Source organism: Arenibacter sp. F20364, assembly GCF_023015905.1.
In the GTDB taxonomy this organism is placed as follows: Bacteria; Bacteroidota; Bacteroidia; order Flavobacteriales; family Flavobacteriaceae; genus Arenibacter.
This window is the reverse complement of sequence record NZ_JALKBD010000181.1, coordinates 1-311: the sequence shown is the minus strand read 5'-3', so window position 1 is coordinate 311 and position 311 is coordinate 1. Positions and strand designations below refer to the sequence as shown.

The window sequence follows — 311 nt, the reverse complement described above, 5'->3', positions numbered from 1 at the left end:
GTTGAGTGGATCGACAAGTCGAGCTTTGCTGCCATTGCGGACCAGGTAACGATTACCGGTGCGGGCACTACCTTGGATCCCTTCAAAGTAGAGGATCTATCAATAGTTACAGCGAAACTTGGTGCCGATGCCGTGACCAACGCTAAGTTGGCGGACAATGCCGTTCAGACAGAAAATATTTTGAACGGTACCATCCTTACAGAGGATATTTCCTCAGGAGGCAACGACAAGGTTCTGGTTACGGATGCCGTTGGAACGGTGGAGTGGATCGACAAGTCGAGCTTCGATGCTATTGCGGATCAGGTAACGAT

The 311-nt window shown here is 50.2% G+C and carries 1 protein-coding gene; it reads left to right on the top strand.

Annotation, left to right across the window (positions count from 1 at the left end; all coding sequences use genetic code 11):
• Nucleotides 1-311, top strand: a 311-nt coding sequence (locus tag MWU84_RS24245; RefSeq protein WP_246906647.1) for a hypothetical protein, incomplete at both ends; no start/stop codon positions are given.